This is a genomic window from Cytobacillus sp. Hm23 (assembly GCF_051842895.1).
In the GTDB taxonomy this organism is placed as follows: domain Bacteria; phylum Bacillota; class Bacilli; order Bacillales; family SM2101; genus Nanhaiella.
Genome location: NZ_JBPXRQ010000055.1, coordinates 1 through 25,997, shown reverse-complemented (window position 1 = coordinate 25,997; position 25,997 = coordinate 1). Strand labels below are relative to the sequence as shown.

The 25,997-nt window shown below is 34.5% G+C and carries 26 protein-coding genes; 6 read left to right on the top strand and 20 right to left on the bottom strand.

All coding sequences use genetic code 11. The features are described 5' to 3' along the window. The 5 genes from ACSVDA_RS22435 to ACSVDA_RS22415 all read right to left on the bottom strand — a co-directional run. A partial coding sequence (locus tag ACSVDA_RS22435) for a heavy metal translocating P-type ATPase (RefSeq protein ID WP_485886297.1) occupies positions 1-1,155 on the bottom strand: 1,155 nt, incomplete at its 3' end. A 55-nt stretch (positions 1,156-1,210) separates the two neighbouring features. After that, positions 1,211-1,501 (bottom strand): glutaredoxin family protein, encoded by a 291-nt coding sequence (locus tag ACSVDA_RS22430; protein ID WP_485886295.1) that lies wholly within the window; start codon positions 1,499-1,501, stop codon positions 1,211-1,213. Positions 1,502-1,519: 18 nt separating this feature from the next. After that, positions 1,520-2,839, bottom strand: a complete 1,320-nt coding sequence (locus tag ACSVDA_RS22425; RefSeq protein ID WP_485886293.1) for an MFS transporter — start codon at positions 2,837-2,839, stop codon at positions 1,520-1,522. Positions 2,840-3,661: 822 nt separating this feature from the next. Further along, positions 3,662-4,876 (bottom strand): MFS transporter, encoded by a 1,215-nt coding sequence (locus ACSVDA_RS22420; RefSeq protein ID WP_485886291.1) that lies wholly within the window; start codon positions 4,874-4,876, stop codon positions 3,662-3,664. 89 nt (positions 4,877-4,965) lie between these two features. Beyond that, on the bottom strand, positions 4,966-6,192 hold the full coding sequence (locus tag ACSVDA_RS22415) for an MFS transporter (RefSeq protein WP_485886289.1): 1,227 nt from the start codon (positions 6,190-6,192) through the stop codon (positions 4,966-4,968). A 357-nt stretch (positions 6,193-6,549) separates the two neighbouring features. On the opposite strand from ACSVDA_RS22415, the gene tsaA reads away from it, so the two are divergent. Next, positions 6,550-7,017 carry a tRNA (N6-threonylcarbamoyladenosine(37)-N6)-methyltransferase TrmO gene (tsaA, locus tag ACSVDA_RS22410; protein WP_485886287.1) on the top strand — a complete coding sequence of 156 codons (468 nt, stop codon included), beginning with the start codon at positions 6,550-6,552 and terminating at the stop codon, positions 7,015-7,017. A 234-nt stretch (positions 7,018-7,251) separates the two neighbouring features. On the opposite strand, the gene ACSVDA_RS22405 is transcribed toward tsaA, so the two are convergent. The 4 genes from ACSVDA_RS22405 to ACSVDA_RS22390 all read right to left on the bottom strand — a co-directional run bounded on the left by ACSVDA_RS22405 (position 7,252) and on the right by ACSVDA_RS22390 (position 10,925). Then, entirely contained in the window at positions 7,252-8,076 is an 825-nt protein-coding gene (locus tag ACSVDA_RS22405) for a DUF4037 domain-containing protein (protein ID WP_485886285.1), read from the bottom strand. Between the two features lie 265 nt (positions 8,077-8,341). Then, positions 8,342-8,722, bottom strand: coding sequence for a nucleoside 2-deoxyribosyltransferase (locus tag ACSVDA_RS22400; RefSeq protein WP_485886283.1), 381 nt, complete (start codon positions 8,720-8,722; stop codon positions 8,342-8,344). A 167-nt stretch (positions 8,723-8,889) separates the two neighbouring features. Further along, entirely contained in the window at positions 8,890-10,350 is a 1,461-nt protein-coding gene (locus tag ACSVDA_RS22395; protein WP_485886281.1) for an aspartate aminotransferase family protein, read from the bottom strand. Between the two features lie 14 nt (positions 10,351-10,364). Further along, positions 10,365-10,925: a TetR/AcrR family transcriptional regulator gene (locus tag ACSVDA_RS22390; RefSeq protein WP_485886279.1), complete on the bottom strand. Its 561-nt coding sequence runs from the start codon at positions 10,923-10,925 to the stop codon at positions 10,365-10,367. A 654-nt stretch (positions 10,926-11,579) separates the two neighbouring features. Here ACSVDA_RS22390 and ACSVDA_RS22385 point away from each other — a divergent pair. The 3 genes from ACSVDA_RS22385 (at position 11,580) to ACSVDA_RS22375 (ending at position 15,102) form a co-directional block, all read left to right on the top strand. Beyond that, entirely contained in the window at positions 11,580-13,109 is a 1,530-nt protein-coding gene (locus ACSVDA_RS22385; RefSeq protein ID WP_485886277.1) for a xylulokinase, read from the top strand. A 107-nt stretch (positions 13,110-13,216) separates the two neighbouring features. Further along, a complete protein-coding gene (locus ACSVDA_RS22380) occupies positions 13,217-14,449 on the top strand; it encodes an MFS transporter (protein ID WP_485886275.1) in 1,233 nt (410 codons plus the stop codon). Then, complete coding sequence (locus ACSVDA_RS22375) at positions 14,449-15,102, top strand: class II aldolase/adducin family protein (RefSeq protein WP_485886273.1); 654 nt, start codon at positions 14,449-14,451, stop codon at positions 15,100-15,102. Before ACSVDA_RS22380 ends, ACSVDA_RS22375 begins: the two co-directional genes overlap by 1 nt. Positions 15,103-15,200: 98 nt before the next feature. Here ACSVDA_RS22375 and ACSVDA_RS22370 read toward each other — a convergent pair whose 3' ends face one another. After that, positions 15,201-16,250 (bottom strand): acyltransferase family protein, encoded by a 1,050-nt coding sequence (locus tag ACSVDA_RS22370; RefSeq protein WP_485886271.1) that lies wholly within the window; start codon positions 16,248-16,250, stop codon positions 15,201-15,203. Positions 16,251-16,601: 351 nt separating this feature from the next. Between ACSVDA_RS22370 and ACSVDA_RS22365 the strand changes: the two genes are divergently transcribed. Further along, a complete protein-coding gene (locus ACSVDA_RS22365) occupies positions 16,602-17,657 on the top strand; it encodes a beta-propeller fold lactonase family protein (RefSeq protein ID WP_485886269.1) in 1,056 nt (351 codons plus the stop codon). A 219-nt stretch (positions 17,658-17,876) separates the two neighbouring features. On the opposite strand, the gene ACSVDA_RS22360 is transcribed toward ACSVDA_RS22365, so the two are convergent. The 3 genes from ACSVDA_RS22360 to ACSVDA_RS22350 form a co-directional block, all read right to left on the bottom strand. After that, complete coding sequence (locus ACSVDA_RS22360) at positions 17,877-18,575, bottom strand: aspartate/glutamate racemase family protein (protein ID WP_485886267.1); 699 nt, start codon at positions 18,573-18,575, stop codon at positions 17,877-17,879. 391 nt (positions 18,576-18,966) lie between these two features. Next, the gene (locus tag ACSVDA_RS22355; protein WP_485886265.1) at positions 18,967-19,404 is read right to left on the bottom strand and encodes a GNAT family N-acetyltransferase; all 438 of its coding nucleotides are present in this window, start codon (positions 19,402-19,404) and stop codon (positions 18,967-18,969) included. Between the two features lie 164 nt (positions 19,405-19,568). Beyond that, positions 19,569-20,189 carry a DJ-1/PfpI family protein gene (locus ACSVDA_RS22350; RefSeq protein ID WP_485886264.1) on the bottom strand — a complete coding sequence of 207 codons (621 nt, stop codon included), beginning with the start codon at positions 20,187-20,189 and terminating at the stop codon, positions 19,569-19,571. Positions 20,190-20,476: 287 nt separating this feature from the next. On the opposite strand from ACSVDA_RS22350, the gene ACSVDA_RS22345 reads away from it, so the two are divergent. Further along, on the top strand, positions 20,477-20,761 hold the full coding sequence (locus ACSVDA_RS22345) for a hypothetical protein (protein WP_485886262.1): 285 nt from the start codon (positions 20,477-20,479) through the stop codon (positions 20,759-20,761). A gap of 197 nt (positions 20,762-20,958) precedes the next feature. Here the strand turns inward: ACSVDA_RS22345 and ACSVDA_RS22340 are convergent, their stop codons facing one another. The 7 genes from ACSVDA_RS22340 to ACSVDA_RS22310 form a co-directional block, all read right to left on the bottom strand. Then, positions 20,959-21,675, bottom strand: coding sequence for a hypothetical protein (locus tag ACSVDA_RS22340; protein WP_485886260.1), 717 nt, complete (start codon positions 21,673-21,675; stop codon positions 20,959-20,961). 125 nt (positions 21,676-21,800) lie between these two features. Next, positions 21,801-22,610: a membrane protein insertase YidC gene (gene yidC, locus ACSVDA_RS22335; RefSeq protein WP_485886258.1), complete on the bottom strand. Its 810-nt coding sequence runs from the start codon at positions 22,608-22,610 to the stop codon at positions 21,801-21,803. Then, positions 22,559-22,924 carry a hypothetical protein gene (locus ACSVDA_RS22330; RefSeq protein WP_485886256.1) on the bottom strand — a complete coding sequence of 122 codons (366 nt, stop codon included), beginning with the start codon at positions 22,922-22,924 and terminating at the stop codon, positions 22,559-22,561. The genes yidC and ACSVDA_RS22330 overlap by 52 nt, the downstream gene beginning before the upstream one ends. 206 nt (positions 22,925-23,130) lie before the next feature. Further along, complete coding sequence (locus ACSVDA_RS22325) at positions 23,131-23,697, bottom strand: hypothetical protein (RefSeq protein WP_485886254.1); 567 nt, start codon at positions 23,695-23,697, stop codon at positions 23,131-23,133. A gap of 14 nt (positions 23,698-23,711) precedes the next feature. Then, positions 23,712-24,851: an NAD(P)/FAD-dependent oxidoreductase gene (locus ACSVDA_RS22320; protein WP_485886252.1), complete on the bottom strand. Its 1,140-nt coding sequence runs from the start codon at positions 24,849-24,851 to the stop codon at positions 23,712-23,714. Between the two features lie 38 nt (positions 24,852-24,889). Beyond that, positions 24,890-25,129 carry a sulfurtransferase TusA family protein gene (locus ACSVDA_RS22315; protein ID WP_320210618.1) on the bottom strand — a complete coding sequence of 80 codons (240 nt, stop codon included), beginning with the start codon at positions 25,127-25,129 and terminating at the stop codon, positions 24,890-24,892. A 28-nt stretch (positions 25,130-25,157) separates the two neighbouring features. Further along, positions 25,158-25,559: a DsrE/DsrF/DrsH-like family protein gene (locus ACSVDA_RS22310; protein WP_485886250.1), complete on the bottom strand. Its 402-nt coding sequence runs from the start codon at positions 25,557-25,559 to the stop codon at positions 25,158-25,160. Positions 25,560-25,997 lie beyond the last annotated feature (438 nt).

Below are 25,997 nucleotides of genomic sequence, written 5' to 3'. Positions count from 1 at the left end.
CATTTGAATCGTACCATTCTTATTAATCGTAGCACCAATCACACGATCTCCTTCAGTTTTATCGACTGGAATTGATTCACCAGTAATCATTGATTCATCAATTGAAGATCGTCCAGCAACGACTTCCCCATCAACAGGGATCTTTTCACCAGGCTTTACGATAATGATATCGTTTACGACAACTTGCTCAATCGGAACCTTCGTTTCGATGCCATTTCTTATGACAGTCGCTTCTTTCGCTTGTAAATTCAACAATTCTGAAATGGCTTCTGTCGTTCTTCCTTTTGCCAATGACTCAAATAGTTTACCGACTAAGATGAGTGTAATAAGAACTGCACTCGTTTCAAAGTATAAATGCGGCATATACTGTGGATTACCTAGCGTTCTTAATGCTTCAACTACGCTATAAAAATAAGCTGCTGACGTTCCTAGCGCCACAAGTACATCCATATTCGCACTTTTATTTCTAAGTGATTTATAAGCACCTACGTAAAACTGCCAACCGACGTAAAATTGAACTGGTGTAGCAAGTAAAAATTGAAACCAAGGGTTCATAATAAATGATGGCATCGGTATCCCAAGATCCCACGGTGCATGACCGACCATTGAGTAAAGAAGTGGTAACGATAATAATATAGAAATGAATAGTTTCGTTTTCTTTTCCTTAATTTCTTCCTCTTTATGAGATGCCTTCTCTTCTCTTGTTTCCTTCACTTTAGCATCATAGCCGAGCTTTTGAATTTTGCCAATAACGTCATCAACACTAACTAACCCTGGTTGAAACGATAACGCCGCTGATTCAGTTGTCAAATTAACCGTTGCAGCTTCAATACCGTCCATTTTATTTACTACTTTTTCAATTCGTGTGGAGCAGGCAGCACATGTCATGCCGTATATATCAAGATCTACCTTCTCAGTCTGTACACCGTAGCCGAGTTTATTAATTTTTGACACTACATCTTCCGGCTTCACTGTATCAGCATTATACTTAATTGTTGCAGATTCCATTGCTAAATTAACATTCGCCTCTACACCGTCCATTTTGTTTAACATTTTTTCAATGCGTGTAGAACATGATGCACATGTCATCCCTGTTATTCCTAATTGTATTTGTTCTTGAGCAGGATTTGCTATTAATTCTGTTAATCCACTCATACTGATCATCTCCATTTAATAATTTATAAATTACACACTACTACTATAAAAATTTTCATTGTACAGCCTCTACATTTAACAGCTCCATAATCTCCTTTTTATTAGGTTCAAAGCCAATGATATTCTTGTGAATTTTTTTCTTACCCCATATATTTTTTTTATAAAAAACGAAGGAAGGAACAATTCTTGTACCAGAAATAGTCTTTAAATCATCTTCTAGTTTCAAATCTTTACTAACATCTTTATCAACATACGGAATTTGATTTAACGCAAGAAATTCTTTCGCTTGTTGGCAATCTGAGCATGTAGGCCTTGTATAAAGTTCAAGTATTAATTTATCAGTCATAAATATCTACCCTTCCTATTATTTTTTAAAAATTGAGAATATGATTAATGAAATGATAGAAACACTAGCTAATAAGATACTAATATAAGCAAAACCATCTGCAGTAGAAGCGATCATTATTCCTGCAATTGTTGGACCGACAGTTGATCCAAGAGATCTGAATAAACTAAGAAACCCTACTGATGTACCAGCCTCAGACATAGATGTCTCCTGTATAATCAAAATATTTAAAGGAGCACCGATAATAATTCCAATTCCAAAGCCAATAATCGCAGCAACTACTAAAACATAGCTATAATTTATAGGGTTTATTAACAGTAGTGTTCCAATGGTTGTCAGAAGAAAGCCAATAAACAATACTTTCTTTGCGCCAATTTTTGTAACCATTTGACCTCCAACTACTGAGGCAATCATTGATGTAATAGCTAATGGCGCAACACCTAAAGCTGCACTTGCTTTGGAAATCATCATCTCAGTTTCTATAAATATTGGTAATAAATTAATTGTAGAGGCCATAATTACCCCTGATACCGCTGAGTAGAATAAAATAATAAGAGTATTCTTTTGTTTAAAGAAATGTATTTTAATAATTGGATCTGGTGCAGTTTTTTCTACGAATATCATAATTGGTATTAATATGACACCTATAATTAGGACATATATGTTTACTGTTGTAATCCCAAGCATGATTGACAGAATGATAGCTGTCAGAAGCATAATACCTTTATAATCAATTGGATTTTTTATTATTTGTTGTTGTATCTTCACAAAACTCATGAGTACTACCACTAGAATTGCAATTGGAACATTGATTAAAAATATCCACTGCCAATCAAAGTTCTGAATGATATATCCTCCTACCATTGGGCCGAGAATGCTTCCGAATCCAAAAATGAGCCCTATCATCCCCATAGCCTTTGCACGAGTTTCTTCTGGATAACTTACCGCTATAAATGCTGCAGTTATTGGAAATATTCCACCTGTTCCAATAGCTTGAATACTTCGCCCTATTAAAAACAGAACAAAGTTAGGTGCTAATGCAGCAAACAATGATCCAATGCCAAATAGTCCAATACCAACAATAAAGATTAACTTTCTCCCGAATCGATCGGAGAATTTACCCATGAGGGGTATACTTACTGCAAATAGTAATGTATATATCGTAAAGCTCCAGACTCCCCACGAGGTATCAATATTATAAGTGAAGACAATTGAGCTTAGAGCAGGACCAACGATACCGTGGTCAAGTGCCCCCATGAATATCCCTATTAAAAACAGAGTCATTGCTATTTTTCTTTCATTCTTACTTATTATTGGCTTTTTTAAAGTAGCTTCCATGTTATTTACCTCCAAATGCGACCTCATTTTTATTCATATTATTAGGCTCTTTTCCTAAACTTTGTTGCTATTCTTAGAGATTGATCAACATTAGTGAAGGTAGTAAAGAGCCACGAATGCTTGAGGTATACCTCCTTATACTTAGAACAAACAACAACAATTAATGTGAAAACAGCCTTTTATTAACAGTGAAGATAAATATCCTTCCCCATCATCGCTTGACAATCATTATCCATTTCAATCACCTCTTTAACTACATACTATACCCCTGTATGGTATATGTCAATACAAAGTTTTCAATTTTTCACATTTAAATTCCCAATTTCATCTTAATTTACTTTACATTGGCATCATTACAAGGCTACCAAGAATTGTTAAGATTGATTATATCTTTTTTCAGAATGTTTAAAAATGTAAATAATCGATGCTACTTGGATGATTTCGACTACCCATATCGTAAATATAGATATTTAACACGATGTTTTTATATGCTTTCAACTAAACGTTTCCCTCAAAAGGATAAGTTTTTGTGGAAGACGGAGATATAATAGTAGCCTCTGGACCTTAATCCTGAGGCTAGAAGATATAATGACTATGGAGGTTTTAATTTACTGATCATAAGCTCATTCAGCGTATGTTATAAATCGTACATCCTGTTAATACATTTACTCAGTAGGGTATATAGGGAAAATTAAAATAGTTACAAAGTTTACAAAAAGAGCCTAACATAAAGGGATTTCTTCAACACAAAGAAAAAGCTGTTGCTATGGTGTACATACCCATAACAACAGCTTTTAACCTTTTCATGAAAGATTTATATAATTAAGCGACCTTCTTCACCTCTAAGGAATTTTTATTTTTCAGCGCATACATTGCTGACATAACCAATAATATACCTGCTAAAATAAAAACAATCCTTATATTGTATTGCTCTGAAATGTAACCAAAAAATAGTGTTGATAGGCCAAATGTTATTGCAGTTAACGCACTTTGAGCTGCGTATACCTTTGGTAACATATCTGCTGAGGTACTTTGTTGAATGCCTGTTTGTAAGCTGATTCCCTTTATTTGTTCAAATAATCCAAACATCGCTGATATAATAAGAGCAATCCAAGCATTTGAATTAGCACCAAAAAGAAAAGGAATAATACTTACTACAAATGATGTCATAATAATTGTCTTTGTCATATGTTTTTCGATCATAGTAGAGAATTTCATTCCAACTACACCACCAATTAAAAGACCGACAAAGAAACTTACATTAATATAGCCCCACCATTTTTCAGATTCTTGTAAGACTTCATAGACGAACACGTAAAGAATAGCAGCAATCCATACTACATGAGCAATTGATTCTATAAACAGCATAACATGAATATTTCTAAGAGAAGGATTCCTCCAAATGATTGCCCAGCCTTCTTTTAGCACATACCAAAAGGCTTCCTCTTTACCCTTACTTATTTCGTGCTGAGTTTCGTCAATAATACCAAACATCATCAATGTCGACACGAAATATAACAACAAAGTCAGCCATATCACATATGAGCCACTTATTGCTGCTACCAAAATGCCCCCGAATGCCCATCCACCTAACTGTATAATCTGATCTACACTTGCAAGAAAGCTATTTGCTCTAACCAGTTCTTTAGAACTTACAAGCCTCGGTAACATAGCATCCCGAGCCGGATTTGCCCATCCGTCAAAGAAAGAAATGGTAAAAGCAAATGTGATAACAATAAATGGAGACATCGCTTCAATTTGTATATACACGTAAAGCGACAATAATAATAACAACACGGTTTTAATTACTTGAGAGCTTACTAGTAATGATTTTAACTTTAAACGATTTATTAATATTGGTGCAAAAATTCCACTTATAAACCTGGCAAAAGTAATTGCAAAAGGTAAGAAGGCTAAATAGAATGGCGAGCCAGTGGAACTGTATAGTAAAGATATTAGCGCAACAATATAAAGGACATCGCCAACATCTGCAAATGATTGGCCTATCCATAAATACTTAAATGATTTACTTTTCATTTTTACTACCCCTTTGTATTTCAAATTTTATTAGTTTGGGGTAGTCACCTACATTCATTTCACTCCGTTCCTTATTAATAAAATATGTATTATATCAATTCATTACTCGCTTCAAAGGCAGAAACGGGTTTGTTTAAGCTCCTCTGGTTATACGCTATGAGGCCATTCATCACTAAGATCATTGAACAGATTACAAGTCCTAGATTTGCGTTAACAAATTGCGCGATTCCACCAGCAAACAGATTAGCTATAATTGCTACTAAACTTGAAATGAGTAATCCAGCACTACTTACCCTTGCCAAATAAGACGTTGGAGTAACTGTTTGTCTACCTGCACCGTTAATAACAAATGCCATTGACAATGCACCATCGAAGATGAACATCCCAATAAATGCAGGAACAAAACTGGTTGATAATACAATTAATAAAACTCCTATTCCAGATGTAAGTATAAGGCTTCCATATAGCACATTCCAGTTCACTAATTTCACTTTACGCATGAGAATAACACCAAATATATTCCCTAAACCAGCTGCTGAAAGCAGCAGCCCGGTTTGTACATCATTTAAGTGTAAAACCTGTGAAGCATATACAATGACCAATAAAACGACTGCATAGGATGAAAAGTTTAGCACAGTATGATTAAGTGTTATAAACCTTTGAAGACGATTTCCAAACAAAAACCTAACACCTTGTAGCCCCTCATTGATCCTCTGTTTTCCACTCTCGTTACGAACAGCCTTTTCAACTGGCTCTTTTACAACGAGAAAAAATATTGCAATGAAAGATAGTAAAAATGAAAAAGCATCAATGCTTAGCGTCCATGCTCCACCAATTACTGTTAAAGCAATACCTGCCAGAGCAGGACCTACTAAAGTACTTACCGCATCTGCACCTTCCAAATAATTGTGTGCATCAACTAAATTTTGACGTTGTACTACACGTGGTAGCATAGCATTAAATGATATTCGAAAGAAAACTCCTGCTAGACCAGTCAAAAGCAGGATACCAGATACAAACCATAAATTAAACGTTCCGAAAAAGATGGTGGCAACTAACATAAACATCGTCAATGCTCGAATAAGCTCACTTACTAACGCAACTGTTTTCTTTGACCTTTGCTCAATCCAAACACCTGCTGGTATAGAAAATAATAGCGGTGCAATGTGAGTACTTACCGCAACAACTCCAGCCTTCAACGGTGAGTCTGTCACATGTAAAATAATTAAAGGAATGACAAGCTCACTAAAACGATTTCCAAATATCGAAACGAGTTGACCTAACCATAACAGTAGAAAGTTTCTATTCTTGAACATCCTAACACCTCTAACAAACTTCTATTCAATTTTTATATTAGAATTAAACTTCCTCTCACATTGAACTTAGCTCCTGTAATGTATTATTGTTAAGGTCACAAACATATTTCATAATTATTAAAATTTTAATATAATTACTAATATAACACAATTATGCATTTATATGACATAACATCTTGACACCATTGCCAAACCATCATTTAAACAAACGTTTGATTAAACTCTTACTGTCGTACTAATAATGCAAAGCGAAAACAGTATGAACTAAAGCTACCCGTTCCAATTACATACATATCAATAACTCGACAACAGTCTAAGAGTAATCCATTAAAACTATGAAGTAAGAAAGGAGAAAGTATGTATTCATTAAAGCCGATCGCTTACGTTAAAAATAATAGAGAAGAAATAGCAGATGACAATTGGGGAGATGTTCTATCATTAATAGAACTAACAGAAGAGTTTTCAGAAGAGAGCTTATTTGGAATTGAAGAATTTTCTCACGTTGACATCATCTTTTTATTCGATAAGGTAGCTGATAGTCATACCCACTTCTTAGCAAGACACCCCCGCAATAATCAGAACTATCCAAAGGTCGGCATCTTTGCTCAGCGTGGTAAAAACCGCCCGAACAAACTTGGCTTAACTACTGTGAAATTAGTGAAACGAGAAGGCAAGACGCTGTTTGTGACAGGTCTAGATGCAATTCATAACACACCAATCATAGACATCAAGCCTGTTATGGAAGAGTTTTTACCTAAAGGAACAATTAAACAGCCGAGATGGTCAAAAGATTTAATGACAAATTATTGGAAAATACAATATTAAAGAGGAATTGAAGGCCTAATAATGCATATTTTTAGGTCTTCAATATGTAGAGAAATGGTCATTTGACAACAGCTTAGGAAAAGGTGAGCTCACTTACTCTTTTAAGTAAAAAACACCCTTCCTCATTAAGAAAGGTGTCAAGAAAATACTAGCTTATTATTAATAAAATATTAGTATTAGTATTACATTTACCCTAATTCTCTGCTTGCCCAATAAAGTTCCTTTTTTTATCTTTTATTTTGCATAACCAATACGTTCTTTTTGTTTACTAATATCTAATTCTGGTATTTGTTCCTCTATTAAATCAATAATCTCTTCAATTAATTTTTCCAATTCCACCAAACTGTTATTTGGGCTTCCAATAAGAATAGTTGTCATTCTGTTATATAGATTTTGAGGTTTAACGTGCATGGATTTAATATTGTAATTTATCCATTTGAAAGCAGGATGATGAACATATATATTATTTATACCGAACAACACACCGTACAAATTCTTTTGAATTTCACAAATTATTTCATATAGCATAAGCCAATCTTGACGATATAAAAGTGCATGTCGATTAGCCCACTTGTTACTAAATGATAGGTTTTCAGAAATCATTCGTTTAGCTAACTCTAACGGATACTTTGCAACTCTATTCTTTAATGCAGCTATTATGTTATGACCATATATACTTCCTCCATCATTTACCGATGCTACTAGGCATTGCTTTACATAATCAATTTCATGGTTTTCTACTACGTCAGAAATAATATTTTCAACTGTGGTCGTTAAAAAGTTACTTATTTCTAATTTTACTCCAGCATTTATTACATAGGATTCAGACCACTCTTCCTCTTCAAAAGGATAGTAGGACAATATTCTTCCATTTACTTGTTCTATTGGCTTTTTACGATCTTTATCTTCTGGAGGCGTCTTCCACAATATATGTAATTCAATATCTGAGTGTTCATCATGTAAATTCCTTGACACTGATCCTGCCAAAATAATCGCTTCTACTTTTGGATTTTGTTTATAGATTGCTCCCATTTCTTCTGCTATTTGCAATAATTCCATTTTCGTCCTCCAGACAAACTCGCTTTATAAGGAATAGCTCCTCTTCTTCTCAACTAGCTTCACTAATGAAACCAGTAATAAAAAGCTTGTTATGATGAACTTGCTATGTATTTGTTAAAGGCGTTTTTTCATAAACTTTGTGTTATTGTTCCTAAACTTGAAGATAAAGGTGTCGTTTTACGTAACAGCCATCGTTTTATAGAAAAAAGATGCCAAGAAATTTAGTTGTATACGTGTTTATTATTTTAGTACGAAAAACAACAACCTACGCCGAAACCAGCCTTATTAAATCATCTATAGTACCTATACATTTCTCTATGCCATTTAAGTGATAAAAGGTAGTTGTAGTTTCAAAGTCATTTATATCTTCATTTTCTGAATAAAGATAAACCTTTTTCCCTCTGCCTAGTGCAATACCTAATTCAACATGACTACCTTTCCCTGCTGGGAATAAAACTACTAAAAAATCAGCTTCACATACTGCATCTTTCTCCTTTTGACCAATATGCCTAAGCTGATCAATAGTCGATGCCCTGTTATTTTTAGTCCAATCATACGTTTGAGTATAGCCTTTAGCTATTAGTTTTTCACTCACATACTTAACACGTTCAATATTCTTAAAACTTGATGCTATATAAAATTTCATCGTTGTTGCTCCTACATTTGTCTTTTAATTGTTATAAACTACGATAACGCTAGTTATTACATAAGCACAAATTAAATGATCTACATACAAAAAATGTGTCTCTTTGTTAATGGAAACGCTAATTATAAGATACCCCTCATGTTCATCTTATTTCATCCAATTAATAGTTAAACATGCGCACCTTCAATTTTTTGAAAAACTCGCTCAAAACGATTAAGTGCATCATCAATCACTTCATCAGTATCTGCTAAGCTAGTATATAGTCTGCTACCTGCCAGCGAAACGATTCCTTCCGCCATATAAGCAGCACCCATCTCCTCCATCATGTGCTTCCGTTTTTTAATTTCGCCAAGTGCACTTAAAATATTGATGCCTAATTTGACAAACATCGCTGCCGCAGTTTCTAAATGGCATATAGATCCTTGGTTAAAGGCGACAAAAGGTAGATTATATTGATTAATAATTTCATTAAGCCCCTTCGTTAACCGATCCCCTGCCCTTCCTGCAACTTCACATGCGTTTGTTTTCTCAATTTCTAGTATTGTATAGTACCCAGCAAGCGCACTTAACGGATTTGCAGCTAATGTTCCGCCAACATATGCTCTTTTTTTACCACTCTCCAAACCTGCAGCAAGTCGTTCAATTAAATCCTTGCGACCTCCAACACCGCCCGCAGCTGGATACCCACCAGCAATTACTTTTCCAAATACCGTCAAATCTGGTTTTACATCAAAATAGCCTTGAGCTCCTCCTAATCCTATGCGAAAACCAGTTACAACCTCATCGAATATGAGCAGAACACCAAACTCATCACAAAGTTTGCGAACTTCATGATTATAATCTTTGTATATCGGTCTCGTACCGCTCTCTGGACCAACTGGTTCAACTATTACACAAGCTGTACCGCCCTTTAGCTTATTAAGCTGTAGCTGCCTTCTTAATGCACCTAAGTTATTTGGTTTTACTTCTTGCGTATGCCTAGTACTTGCTCGAGGTATACCGTGTGCTTCAAATCTACCTGTACCTGGGATCTTTAATCCATAAACCATTTGGTCACTCCAACCATGATACGCACCGCCAATTTTGACAACCTTTTTCTTCCCTGTTGCAAGTCTAGCAATTCTGATTGAAGCCATCACGGCTTCTGTACCACTTCCTAGCATACGAAACATTTCTACCGCAGGCATGTGTTTATTAATTAACTTTGCAATCTTAAATTCATATTCGTGGAATAGTCCAGTAACAGGTCCACAATCATTTAATAATTCAATTACTTTTTCTCTAACTGGTTTATAATTACTTCCCAAAATAATGGGCCCACCTGATTGTAGAAAATCAATATATTTATTCCCATCAATATCCCACAAATAAGCTCCTTCTGCTTTGTTTACGACAATAGGGTATGGATAATTAAACGCTAAATTATGCTGCACACCACCAGGAATATATTTTTTTGCCTCTGTAATCATTTCTTTAGATTTACTACATTTAGTTTCATAGTAATCTAGATATTCTTTCATCGCTTCACGTTTAATCGGCCTTATCGGCTGTTGCATTAAATGATCAAGTTTGTTGTAAATTTCCTCTGTATCGTGCCATGTTGAGATTGCGTATCCTTTCTTTCCCATAAAAAGACACCCCTTTATTCTTCGGTAATTCCTTTAAAAATCATATCTAAAATGTGATCTAATTCCGAAGTTGCACCTACTTTAGAATCTTCTTCAAGCCACCTAAATAAGAGCCCATAATAACTACCCATAATTAACGTAACGATCTCACTTTGTGAAAAAGTTGTTTTGATTTCACCTTTTTCCTGACTTTCTCTAATTAAGTTTTCTAAAATTCTTCTAATTTGTAAGTAAGGAGTTTCTTTATCACTTTTATTAATAATTGATGAGAAAACTACACGCCCTGTAAGCTGTAAATAGGGTAAAGAATCTTCTAGAAGTCTGAGCATAATGGTTCTAATTTTTTCAATTGTTTGCGAGGATTTATAAAGTGGGTCGTCCATCAAATCTAATAGATCAGCTACTTCTTCTTCTGCAATTCCAATCAACAAACTTTCTTTATTCGGAAAATGCTTAAAAAAAGTACTCTTTGCGATATCTGACATTTCTGTAATGTCTTCTATTGATGTTTTCTCATAGCCTTTATCTCGGAATAAATAACGTGCTGACTTGAGAATATTTGTTGTGGTTTTCATTTTCTTACGTTCTCGCCTGGATAGGTTATACGAACTATGATTGTTAATGTTTTTTCCTCCTAGTTACGCTTTATCCTAGGCTCTTTTCGTATACATTTAAGATATTCCTACTTTTTTTAAGTGCTCAATGGGTTTGTATAGGATAATCATTGTATTTAAGATGAGGATACGTGTTTATTCCTTAGTACGAAAACAGCCTTTTCCTAATAACGGTATTATATATCAGTCTATTTTTATTGTAAAGTCTGAATATAAAATATATTCTAATTATATACTTGATTATTAAATCGGACTAAGGTATACTTTTATCAGAAAAAACTATTTCCATATTTGGAATAGCATATATAATATAGTTAGAGGCTTTTCTATTATTTATATTTTTCTGAATTTTCAGTACTATTTATATCACCTTCATCTACCATGACTCCATATTAAAAGTAAAATATGCATCACCACTGCGCTTACAACTACAGAAATCTATTATCTTCCAAACTCTTTATCATGAACTTTGTAGCATTCATTACTAATTGTCATTACAAGCTGAAAATATTATCAGTTGAAGAAAAGATGCTGTAATTTAATTGGCTACAGTGTATTTCTTAGTAACACAGATCAATACGTATGTAGCCTTTAATCTATTAGTGGAGGTTTTGTATGGGGGGGAAATACTTAATTTCTCATGATGTAGGTACGAGTTCCAATAAAACAGTTCTTGTAAATACAAACGGAAAAATCATTGCTAGTGCTACTGCTTCCTATCCTTTACTCACACCACACCCAAATTGGGTAGAGCAACAACCTGAAGACTATTGGAACGCAATCATTAAAACGACAAAACAAGTGTTAGAATTAGCAAGCGTATCCCCACAAGAAGTATTAGGAATCATTTTCACGACTCAAGCAATGGGTATAATACCAATTAATAGCGATGGTCAAGTATTACGACCTAATATATCGTGGGTAGATGGTCGAGCTGAACAGCAAGCAAAAAGAATTATGAGGAAATTTCTAGGGGAACAGCTTTTTAAAGCGGTTGTTGGCGTAAAATTAATGGGCAAAGATGTGATCCCAAAACTTCTTTGGATTAAAGAAAAAGAACCTACGGTATATCATGAAACGAAGTATTTTTTAGACGTAAATGGCTTTCTTAAATTTAAATCAACCGGCAATCCAGTCATTGAATGGTCTGGTGCATCATCCTATGGGTTTGACTTAAAGAAAAAAGATTGGTTAAAATTCTTCTTTCAACTTTGCGGTATTGATACGAATAAACTTCCACCCCTTGTGCGCTCAATAGATAATGTTGGTGGCCTTACTAAAGAGGCTGCTGATGCAATGGGATTGCTTCAAGGGACCCCTGTCTTCGGTGGTTGTGATGACGTGCAAAGTGCTGCAGTTGGTGCCAATGCAGTTGGTGAAGGGGAAGCCCATATTTATCTCGGTACTTCTGCATGGGTATGTGTTTCAACTTCAAAAAACTTAAAGCATAAAAATGGTGCTGCTGTTATTCAAAGTGCTGATCCCAACATGGCTCATGTTGTGGGCATTACTGAAGCTGCTGGATCTTGTATCCAATGGATTGCTGATCAATTCTACTCTCACGAACAGCAAGATCCGAATGTTGATAATATATTTGATCTTATGGATGAAGATGTAAAGAAAATCCCTCCTGGTTCTGACTATCTAGTTTGTACACCTTGGATGCTAGGAGAAAGATGTCCAGTGAGTACTACTACTACTAGGGCCACATTATTTAATATAAGCCTAGAACATACAAGGGAACATATGATGAGAGCTGTCTATGAAGGTGTCTCTTACAACTTAAGTTGGATTTTAGAAAACTTCAAACGTGATTACGGGTTTGATGTTTCAACATTAAAGTTAATTGGCGGAGGCTCCCTTGACAACCAATGGATGCAAATATTATCAGATGTTACACAAAAGCCTGTCACTACAGTGTTACAACCACAAATGGCCGGTGCCGTTGGTGGAGCAATTTGTGCAGCGATTGGACTTGGTATCTATGATAATTTTAACTGTGTTAATGATTTAATAAAAACGGATAAACATTATGAACCCAATGTACAAAATGCTCAAATTTATAGTCAGTTATTATCCTCCTATAAATCAATCTACTACTCTTTGAAACAATCTTATGCCGATTTAAATTCGGCTCGATTCTAACAGAAGACTCTTTTCCGTATACATCGTTTGCTATTTCCACAATACTACTCAAGTTATAGAAAAGGTAACTAGAAAATCTACCTAATAAAAATGATATGGAGGTTGGTATGGAAAAACCTAAAGTCTACCGTTACAGATGGGTTATTCTTGTTTCAATGATTCCAATTCTTGCTACAACCAATTTATTTTGGTTAACTTTCGCTCCAATTACTCGTATCGCAGAAGATTATTACAACGTTTCTAGTCTTAGCATCGCATTTTTATCAATATGTTTTATGGGTGTGTATATCATAATGACCTTACCAGCTTCTTGGCTCGTTGATACGTATGGTTTTCGCATCGCTGTTGCAGTTGGTGCTATTATTACTGCCGTATTTGGCCTATCAAGAGGGTTTATGTCGTCAAGCTTTACTATAGTAGTTATTTCACAAATCGGTGTTGCTATCGGTCAGCCATTTCTAACGAATTCCATAACAAAGGCTGCTGCACGTTGGTTTCCTGTTGATGAAAGGGCTACCGCTACAGGAATTGCATCTATGGCTACTTATATCGGGATGATCATAGCCTTAGTGTTAACCCCAATTCTTACTGACCAGTACGGCTTAGAAAGTATGTTGAGCATATATGGTATTGTTGCGCTCATCTCTGCTTGCATATTTTTAATTTTATCCAAAGAGCATCCGCCGACATCTCCAAGTATCTATAAAGAGACTGAACAAACCTTTTCATTTAAAGGGTTACAGCAAATGCTACACAAAAGAGATTTTATCGTGTTAATGGCGTGTGTTTTTATCGTAATGGGCGTATTCAATGCAGTGATGACATGGATTGAAAATATCCTTAGTCCTAGAGGAATCACCCCTTCTCAAGCAGGTATCGCTGGCGGTGTATTAGTTATTTTAGGCCTCGTTGGAGCTGTAATCCTCCCAATTATTTCAGATCGTCTTCATCAACGTCGTTTACTTTTAATCATTCCATTAATCGCATCTATACCTGGTTTTATTGGGCTCACTTTTTTTCACCAATATAGCTTAATCCTTCTGTCTTGTGCATTTCTAGGATTTTTCATGATGGGGGTCGGTCCGATCGCTTTTCAATATGGCGCAGAGATCGCTAATCCAATCCCAGAAGGTACATCCTATGGCATGCTTATGCTAATGGGGCAAATTTCAGGTGTAATATTCACTTATAGTATGGATGCATTTAGAGTTAGTTCAACTGGATCACTAACACCTGCCATGATCATACTTATAAGTTTAATGTTAATTGGGTTATTTCTGACGTCTAAATTAAATGAATCAACGATGATTTTATCAAGTGAACATAAGGAGGAAATGTAATGGAAGTTACTGAAGTGAAGAAGATGGTTTGTGACGCAGGAAAGAGACTACTTTCCAGCGGACTTGTAGAAGGAACTTGGGGAAATATTAGTGTAAGAGTTGATGAGAATACAATGGTTATTACACCAAGTGGAAAAAATTATGCAGATCAAACACCTGATGATATGGTCGTTGTCAATTTGGAAGATTTAACATATGAAGGAGAGCTAAAACCTTCCACAGAATGTGGATTACATGCGGAAATATATAAGGAAAGAAAAAATGTAAATTCCGTTATTCATACTCATTCCCTTCACGGTTGTACAGTTGCTGCTGCTCGTAAAGAAATCCCTCCAATATTAGATGATATGGTACAAATTGTAGGTCCGAGTATTAGAGTGGCTGACTACGCAATATCAGGCACAAAAAAACTCACAAAAAACGTTATTAAAGCACTTAAAGGCAGAAATGGTGCTCTATTAGCTAATCACGGTACAATTTGTGTAGGCAGATCGATTGACGAAGCATTCGTTACTTGTCAAGTACTCGAAAAAGCATGTCGGATATTTATTGATGTACAAAGTATCGGTGGTGCGGCTCAAATAAATAAAGTAGAAGCCATTGCGATGCACCAATATTATTTAAAAAAATATTCTAAAAGGCAGTCAATATAACACTTTAATAACAAAGAGGCTGATACATGTAAGTAATTGTATCAGCCTCTTTCATTGCCAAAATAATAAGGTATATCCCCACACTTTCATTCAATATTCTAAGCCGCTTTGTTAACGGAACCATATGGCTTCTTAACATTCATTGTTACAAATTTGCATTCAATAGCCGATCTTGTCAAAAACATGACTGGCCTAGAACTCAATCCAAAAGTAATGATTATCGTTAATAACGGAATAACAATGATACTCCATACACTTCCAGCAGCGTACCAATCTAGTGTTTTAATGAATTTAATAAAAAAGAAATGCAAAATAAATACATACGAAGTTCTAAGACCTAAAGGCGTAAAAAACATCTGTTTTTTTGGAACCCAAGGTAAAAAAGAAATAATACCACAAACCATAACTACATAAACCATCATGCGAAAGAATGACCCATACAAAGCAGAATGTCCAATTGTATCAAAAGAATATTTACCTAATAGGTACATTCTCATTGTAGATGGATCCAAAACTAGAAATATAGCCAAACAAAAAATAAATAATGTAATAGATATGATCTTTCCATAACTTTGTTTTACCCAATGGAAATATGCTGGTTTCATATAATAGCCAATAAGGAAAAACGGAAAGAACACAAAAGTTCTTGAAATACTAAAGTATGATTCTGCACTATCTACATAGCCAATTCCAATTCCAAATAGAAAAGCAAATACGAGTGAATATGGAATTTTCGTAAATATAAACAACATTAAATTCCAACAAAACATACTTAACAAAAACCACATACCCATCGTTGGCATAAATAATGACAGTTGAAATGTATCGTAATCGTATAAAACATAATTGTAATAAGAATAAATGATTTCGAATAAAACATATGGAAATAGCGTCTTTTTAATAACCTTATTTATGAATCCCTTTTTATAAAAGCTTTTAGAAAAATATCCTGCAATCAATATTAGAGCAGGCATTCTAAAAGCAGCCAAGAAATTGAGCATTACATTTAGAAATTCATTTTGCGTCCTAAACATACTGCTTAAATGACCAAATACAACCAACAAAACTAGAATAAATTTTGCATTATCAAAAAAAGGGTCTCTACTCTTCTTTTGTGTAATATCTTTGCTGATAGCAAAACACCCCATCATTAATTATCAATAATCTAACTAACAAATATTAGTTTCAATACATTTACTACTGTTAGACGTCCTTAAACCTAAAATCGTTACAATATATATGTTGTTATTTATTACCTATAAAGCAATTAGGCAAAAATCAAGTATAGGATTTAATTGTCTTAACTGACATCTCCACGATAAAAAAGTTGACTCTCTACCATAACAGAGAATCAACTTTTTTTCATCTAACAGTTTTCTGCAACAGCTACTTCCTTCTGAAGCGCTATGCTCGCCCCCTACAAAAAATCTAGGAACTGGAAAAAACAAGTTATAGCTTCATATAATTGTATTATCCATACTTTAAAGAGGTGATTCATATTGGCCATAGCTGTCATTGATGTGAAAACACATAGCTTAATAACCACAATACCTGTAGGTACTGGTCTTTTTGATACTTATGGGATGGCTATGACTCCCGATGGAAAACTAGTTTATGTAACAACTTTACCTGACTCAATATCTGTCATTGATGTGAAAACTCATTCAATCATTGCTACGGTTGCAGTTGATGATTTGGCAGATGACTTCCCAATTGATATTGCATTTACACCAGACGGTAAATTAGCTTACGTGACTAACCCTCTCAGTAAGAAAATTTTCGTAATCGATGTAAATACTCATTCACTTATTTCTTCAATTCAAGTAAGTAGAAACCCTTTCATCGTAGATATTTCTCCAAATGGCAAACTTGCTTATGTTACAAATAAAGATATTCAAATTGTAGAGCCGAACACAATATCTGTTATTGACGTAAAAACTCATTCATTGATTAACACAATAGAATTTGCAGTTACTGATAACTTATTGGATATTGCATTCAACCCTGATGGTAGCATCGTTTATGTTGTTGGAAACTCACCTAACTCAACTGTTTTTGCGATCGATACAGACACACACTCAGTCATTGCTACAATTGTAGTTGGTGATTCTCCATTTAGCCTTAAATTTACCCCCGATGGCAAACTTGCTTATGTCGTTAACAGAGGAGGTGCATCAGTATCAGTTATCGATGTGAAAACTCATACAGTCATAGCAACTGTACCTGTGAATGCCTTATCAGGTAATATTGATTTTAGTCCTGATGGTAAATTGGCTTATGTAACCAGTGAGACCTCTGATAATTTTTTAACTGCCATCAATGTGAAAACCCATTCAGTTATTGCGAATATCATGATTCCATTCGGACAATCCGATGTTACATTCACCCCTGACGGAAGACTAGCTTATGTGACTCATCAAAATGATGAGTTTGTCTCAGTGGTTGATGTTAAGACCCATACAGTGATTGCTACAGTTCAAATTAATTTTCGGCCTAGCACTGTTATATTCACACCAGATGGTAAGCTAGCTTATGTGACTCAAATTCTTATCTAATAGCATTATCGTAGATTCACAAGCCACTATGACCTTTAAGTAAATATGTGATAGCATGACAAGCTTCAGCTTTAACCCAACTGCTTTTTCCATGATAAAAAGACGTCCTTCTACACAACAAAGACGTCACATTGTACAATCATTATAACTTTATATATTACTTAAATATTAACTTGGATGAGTTTCTCTAAATTTCATCTACTAGTTTTTTAATTGCTCTTATTCCTCATTCATAGCATGATCAGCTGCTTTAATAGCATGAATCTTCGTCGTATCAAAGACAGGAACTGATATGTCTTGCTCCTTTATAAGCATCGTTATTTCTGTACAACCGAGTATAATTCCTTCAGCTCCTTGCTCAATTAACTTATCGATAATCTCTACATATTGACGCTTGGATTCATCCCTTACTTTGCCTAAACAAAGCTCATTATAGATAACATCATGAATAATGTTGCGCTCTCGTTCATTAGGTACAATCACTTCTATATTATCATTCGATTGTAATCGCCCTTTATAAAATTCCTGCTCCATCGTAAACTTAGTTGCTAATAGTCCAATTTTTGTTATACCACATTGCTTTATTGCTTCTCCCGTCATATCTGCAATATGAAGCACTGGCATTGTAATTGCTGTTTGGATATCCTCAGCCATTTTATGCATCGTATTCGTACAAATAAGTAAAAAATCTGCTCCACCTTTTTCTATACACTTTGCCGCATTGATAAGTTCCTCGGTCGCTTCATCCCATTTCCCAGCAAATTGAAGATCTTTGATATGTTGAAAATCTACAGAGTACATTAAACTTTTTGCTGAATGATGTTTTCCTAGTTTTTCTTTTACTCTTTCATTAATTAATTTGTAATATATAGAGGATGATTCCCAGCTCATGCCACCAAGCAGCCCGATTGTTTTCATTATATTTCTTCCCTTCTTCCTCATTAGCATGATCATTTGAATATTCAGATAATTAAAGTTTATTGTAACACTTTATGAGATAAATCATAGTATATTAGATTGATCTATGCCACTCTCTCTAATTACTTTCAAAATAATGCAATTGGAACAAAGGTTTTATAAAATTTAGTTTCTATATTAAAATTATTTATAGATGTGGACATGTAGGTATACCAGGAAAAATATTTTCTCAGCTTTTTTCGTAAACTTTGTTGCTAAAGTTCCCAAAATAGAAGATAAAAATGTCTTTTTACTCAACAGTCATCACTATACAGAAGAAAATATGCCTTAAACCTAGTTGTATACATGCTTTTTTAGTATAAAAAACACAATTCCACACGAAAACAGCCTATTAAAAAACCTTATACATCAACTTATGAGCGCCAATTGGATAAATTTCAAATATATCACCTTGCGGTAAAAGGCCTAATTTTTCGTAATAATCACATACAGATACACGCGCATTGCACCACCAAGAGTCCACATTTTTTTCATTCATCAATGCTTCTGCATAATTAATCAAACTACTACCTGCACTTTTCTTTCTATATTTCTTCAAAGTCGCCATCCCTCTTAGCCTATATTGTATATGACCGTCAATCAACGGGTGACACTCGTTATAGAACGAGGCTACACTTACTATCCTGTTATTTACAAAAGCTCCTAAATGAAATGATTGATGATGATGATCATGCTCGTACTTACATGCCCCTATTGTTTGATGAGGGCGTAATACTTCATTACGTATTTCATAAGTGTCTTCAGGGTTTACCTGTTTTACAGCTATCATGATTAAGCCCCTTCCTTCATAAATCTATACTCAATTAGGGTCGAGAAGAGTGTAACTTGATAAGTAAGATATGTAATTCATAATGGTTAGGTGTTATTCTAAGTCCATTCAAACTTATTAAAATACAGACAAAACAAAACTTATGCTAAAACAAAGATGATAGTCTAATTGCTATCATTCGGACTCGTCCTCCACACCGTTCCCCTTCTCTCATACTCTAATCTCTTTTCCACTGCATAGGCTACATCCGATCCAACAAACCTTTCTATTAACCATAAAGCCAAATCAACACCTGAAGTGACTCCTCTTGCAGTAAGTAACTTATTATCATCTACTATTCTTGCACCGATCACTTCACAACCTAGGGCGGCCATTTCTTTTGATGCTAGGTGATGCATTGTAGTTGTACGACCTTTTGTTATCCCACAAACCGCCATTAACATTCCACCTGTACATACACCACCAATAATCGTACCTTGTTCGTAAAATTGTTTGATTATCTGAGGTAAAACACCCCGTTCCGCTTCTTTTCGAGCACCATGCTCCCCTTTATGGTTCCATCCACCCCCCGGAACTATTAACATATCTGGACGTTTTTTAATGGAGATTGTAGCATCTACATTTACCTTCAAACCATAAAAGCCTTTTACTTCCTTTTGCCCATCTAACGTGACAAGACTTACTTGAAAATAGTCTTTTATTTCATTTGAACGCTTTAAAACTTCATAAGGAGCAATTGCATCTAATTCATCAAAACCGTTAAATAGTATTATTTGTATAACCATTTATACACCTCATAACACGATGAATGTTATTCTATTTATATCTTACTCTCGAATTCAACATAAGAAAATTCTTGAATTTTTATATATAAACATAAGGAAAACTTATCTTTAAAATATGATGGTTATCCTCCTATACTCCAAGACACATACCTTCTTTTGTAAATTACATATTTTATCTAATCTCTTAAATGATCTGTTCATATACTAAAGGAGTTTTTACATAAGGAGGTGTATGAAAACTGGCGTTTTGCGTCTGACCTTGAGAACTATAGCAAGAATTTATTCATGTGTGTACCTTCTCTACTGATGTATATATAGATACAAAAGTATTAGTAGCACTAGGAGATCACGATCAAGCTAATGATGTAGAATTTGTATTTAGTGATGGGACTCCAATAGAGTTTAATGAAGTAGGTGTTCATACTTTTGACCCTGTTATACTAAACACATGTGCCAACATTATTGGTACGTTCAACAAACCTGGGGAATATCTATTTAATGTTGCATTACTCGAACAAACAACTAACGAACGCTTAGATTTTGAAGCGTCAACTGTCAAAGTGTTTGATTAAATACTAGCACTCTTTCTATATTTATTACCGTAAAAAAAACTACACTTCCTGTTATTACTAATCAGTAACATTGGAGGTGTAGTTTGATGTTCATAGGCTGTGATAGCAGCTATAATTAAATCCGAAATGAAAAGCTATCAATCGTTTCATCTGTCCTTATTTAGCCATTACATTAACAAAGCTTTCAAGAAGTACCTTTATTTTTTAATGACAGATGAAGCGTCTCTTATCTTTCTTTCAAACAATATCTTTTTCGGTTTGACAAATCCATCTCGAAAATAATATTCTCTTTCATCATTACTTCCATCAAAGGCTGCTTTAATTTGTTGAGCTACATACTTTCGAAATGGAAAACTATTATATTTTTTGGGATTATAACTAAGCTTTAATTCAGGATAGTCATAGATTTTTCCTTCATAGACTAAATCTAGTTTGTTAGCGTTGCGGAAATCATTTGGTGAGACTAGTGAACTAGGCTTATTAAAAAGCTTTATACCACTACGTCTCAAAATCTCTGCAACAAACTGCGAACAAAAATAGGATGAAGGAACTTCAATCGGATGGTTAATAGGTACACCAAACAATCCTATAAAATTGTAATAGTACCATTTCCTATTCTTTTTAAAAGCTGCAATAAGTCGCAACATTTTATTATATATACGTTCATTTACGTCTAATTTATAAATAGCACACGTTGTTTCAGGGTACCAACTAAATGTACCTTTCACAAAGTCCTCTTGTACAAATCCACCGTATAGAGGGTTAATTGGTTGTTTACGCCCAAAGCTAAACACTTCGTTCAACTCTTTATCTAATGCTATTGAAGCATGATTATATGGGGCATGTGTGACAAGTTTAATTGTTCTATTAAGCGTTGTACCGGTATCCGTTAATAAAATATAAACTTCCTTCATAAATCTCCCCCCTCTATTCTCCTAATAAGATTACGATAATTATAAATGAGAATGTTAAGATTATAAACCCTGTATACAACAGTATTATTTGGCAAGAGAGGAGATAAAAATCTGTCTATCATTAATTATTCTACAACATTGCCATTTGGCATTAGCCTCTTGTTAAAAAGAACGTGCGCAATGACAGTTTGAAAAATCATAAATACTCCACCGACTGTCCAGTACAGAGGTAAAACTGCTGGAGCAGTTAACGAAAATAAGCCAATTAAAATTGGTGACACATAACCTATAAACGCAAATTGTTGTTGCTGCTGTGAGTTCATGCCCATTTGCGATACTTTATACTGAATTAAATAAACGAATGCCGCTATGAGCGCCATAATTATACCCGGTTGCCCGAGGTTAAACCATAGAAATGAATGGGTAGCGATTTCAGGTGTGCGCTGAATCGCATAGTAGAAGCCAATTAAAATTGGGAATTGTATGATCATAGGTAGACAGCCAATGGATAAAGGATTAATCCCATGCTGTTGATAAAGTTCTAACATCTCTTGTTGCAGCTTTCTTTGTTCATCAGGCTTCATAGCTTTGTCTTTAAGCTTTTGTTGTATTTCCTTCATTTCAGGCTGGATCATGTTCATTTTTTCTTTCATATTCAATTGGTTACGGTATTGTTTAATCATCATAGGCATTAAAATTAGCCTAATGATGATTGTTATCACAATGATAGATAATCCATAACTACCTTTAAACAGGGCTGCAATATATTGAATTAAATAAGAAAATGTATACACAAAATAATGATTAAACCATCCAGATGTATTGGCATCTATTGGCTCTGCCGTTGCTTGGCAGCCACTTAACAAGACCAATCCAATGATAACTAATAAACTACTCTTTTTCTTAAGAATTGTGAATACAGACTGACGTACCACAGTTTTCCTCCTCGTCTCATTTGTAATTTTGTTCTTAATGAGACTGGAAAACAATCTGAATCGTCATCAGGAGCTTCTTTCCGTTTTACTTTTGAATTGATCCAATGTTGTATAAGCTTAACCTCTCCTGATTTTTGTTGATCAAGTAAAGGAGATAGCTGGATGGATTGTAAGTATTCTTTATTTGAAAATTGATGTTTATTTACATATTGCTTAGAAATATAAATGACTGCTGACACTACAAGTGCAGTAGTAATAAGTAAACTAAGTGAAAATATATAAGGGAAAATATTGTTTATCATTTCAACGAACATCTGTATTCACCTCCTGCTTGAATATATCTTTGTATACGGACTACAACCTAAAAGGTTTCAATTTTTATAACGGCTTTTTATGTTTACTTTGTTGTTATAATCACTATAATCGTTTGCTTTCAGAAGGGATCACATAGATTGTATTTGTTTTTTTGTACTATTAAAATAAGCAACATACTGGATATGTTGCCTTAAAGATTTTGAGACTATTTCAGTTCTGTAGAAAGAGACTTCAAAAAAAATAACAGTAAACTCAAACCTTCTCTTGTCTCTCTATCAAACATTGATCTTGAAAGTTGCATTGCAGTTAATGGATCTTTTCCTTTACGATCTAATTGTGCTTTGTTAAAAGCGTTAACTACACCTTCAGCCATATTAATTGAACCATTCTGTAACATTACATCAGCTACTTCAACCATTTTTATTGATTTTTCAAACATTTCACTAACCATAGAACTAGTCATAGCTTGTTTCATACCATTTATTAGCTCAGCCAATTGAGCTAAAGTTGTTAATACGCCATTTTCTTCTAGCTGCTTAATTTCAACTAACGTCTGTTGTAAACTTTTACTTACTTCAACGAGAGTTGTCAATAATTCTATCGTTTCAGGCTGAATTATTTGATCAGCTACTTCAGTAATCTTTACCGTTTTATGAGCTAGCTCTGAAACCATTTCTCCAGTTGTTGCTTGACTAACAGCATCCAATAATTGCTTTATTTTATCACTCGTTTGATCAACCACTAAGTGTTCTCCTTGCTCACTATTACTCAACATGAACACCTTCTTTACAAAATTCCTCTTGCGTTTAGCCAATATAACTCACCATAGACTAGCTTGAACCAATGAAGAAAATCAGAAGTGGCAACTGGTTTAGGTGGTGTATGATAGTCGAATGTAATCATACTTGCGTCCTCTAAACTGTTTTCTAAAAAACACGCGACTTTACCATTATATCTATGAGTTTCAGGTAAACCTTTAACACGATTCACAATATTAGGTACTAACACTTCTGTCTGATAATGTGCTGTGGAGCCAGCTTTGCTAATTGGTAAGTTAGTGGCGTCTCCTATCACATAAATATTATCTGACCCTGCCATTTTTAATGTATAACGATCTGTCGGAATGAAGCCTATCTCATCACCGAGTCCTGAATTTACAACCACTGGTGCCCCTTCATGAGATGGAATAGAAACGAGTAGATCATAAGAATGCTCCTCACCATCCATTGTCATTACAACCTTGCGTTGTGGATCAACTGATTCTACGTTGAAAAATGACTCGAATTCTATTTTGCGTTTCTCAAATTCCGGTTCTGCCCAAGCTGACACTGGTTGCAAGGAATGAATTCTACCTATTGGATATGTGTATTTAATCGTAATGTCGTCTTTTATACCCCTCTTGCTAAAATAATCTTCTAACATTAGTGCTAATTCTAGAGGAGCTGCAGGACATTTATGAGGAACGTCAATCGTAATAAGAATTTTACCTTTTTTCATATCTACTAGCTTATCTCGTAATTTAATAGCCCCTTCAAGTGTGTAGAAATTATCTGCTCCCTCTTGTAAACCAGGGATACTATTAAAATTAGGGTGAGAGCCGGTAGCAATAACTAAAACATCATAGGAATATTGAGTTGTCTTTGACTTTATCATATTTTTTTCAGGGATAATTTTTTCAATATTATCAAATTGTAAATGAACATTTCTATGGACGAGTGTGTCTTGCTGACGGATAAAATGTTCAGGGGCTTTTTCATTAAATACAACATATAAATAACCAGGCTGATAAATATGCTGTTCTGTATTAGATATTAATTGGATCTCAACTTTATCTTCTGTTATTTCATCCTTTAACTGCCGTGCCAATTTATTCGCTACCATCATGCCACCACTACCTGCACCGATGATAACAATCCTTTTTTTCATGGAGAAAAACACCTCTCCTTCCTTCAAATCACATAAATTTATCTCATTTTTCTGACCGCTATTTTGTACTCTTCATCTATTCTTTTTAAATAAACTATTTCGTGGCCCATTTTTTTAGCCCATTCCGGAATGTCAACAGCCGATCCTTTGTCGGATGAAAGAACTTCAATAATGTCACCTATCTTACTTGTTTTAATGGATTTAATAAGCTCCATTAATGGACCTGGACAATATGAGCCACGAGCATCAATAGACCTTGTGATCATAACATCAGCCATAGTAATAACACCTCCAATACATATTTTCTTACATGGTTATGACTTGTGAACCTTGTGTCATTGTTAAAAATTTGGTGACGCCTATAATATCATCGAAAACGTTAATCATATCATCTTGCTGCCAGCCCATAATATCCATTGCTAACGCACAGCCGTAAATATGCAAATCCCCTACATCTTTTCCTTCTTTTAATAAATGATCAAATAAAGGAATGTCTTTTAATAGCAGTTCTTTACCAACAACTCCTGTTTTAAATTCTTGCTTCTTGAAATGGTCAATATGAAACGACGTCAACGCATTCATTGTCACAAAAACATTTACCTTCATTCCTGACATCGATGCTACTGATCCGACTAATGCACCTGCATGTAATTTTTCAAGCTCGTCACTCATTAGAATAATGCCTATAGATGGTTGCTGCGCACTCACTTTTTATTCCTCCTTACTTAAAAATTTTATTTACAACTATATTATATATTACCTATACCCGTATAGGTGTTACAACTTCATGAACAGTATACTTCTTATTTTTTTTTACTTCCAACAACTTTAACTAAAGATGTGCGGTCTAAATTCTAAAAGTAAAAAACTTAAACGTCATTTATGCATAAATCGCCATTAACAGAGCTGTCTTCAACTCTTATTTCATTCACCTTTATACAAAAACAGCGAAAAAGGCACTAAACAATATTTGTACTGCACCCCAATTGTTAGACACAACTATCAATTGGAGGTGTTGTTTTTTATGAGTAAATTTTCTGCTGAAGTAAAAATTAATGCGGTAAAACAATTTCTTAATGGGAAGGACAGTGGTGAATCTATTACTCAATCTATAGGGGTTCACCACAGTAATTTTCATCAATGGGT